General features: G+C 65.2%; 1 protein-coding gene. It reads right to left on the bottom strand.

Annotated features, from left to right (window positions below):
* On the bottom strand, positions 1-247 hold a 247-nt coding region (locus ACZ267_RS12995), incomplete at both ends, for an Hsp70 family protein (RefSeq protein WP_463680362.1).

Here is a 247-nt window from a genome sequence, read left to right on the forward strand (position 1 = left end):
TTCTTGAACTCGGCGGTCAGGTACTCGACCACGCGGTTGTCGAAGTCCTCGCCGCCCAGGAAGGTGTCGCCGTTGGTGGACTTCACCTCGAACACGCCGTCGCCGATTTCGAGGATCGACACGTCGAAGGTGCCGCCGCCGAGGTCGTAGACCGCGATGGTGCCGGCCTTCTTCTTGTCGAGACCGTACGCGAGGGCGGCCGCGGTCGGCTCGTTGATGATGCGCAGCACCTCGAGGCCCGCGATCT

Source organism: Staphylococcus sp. AC872, from assembly GCF_979255425.1.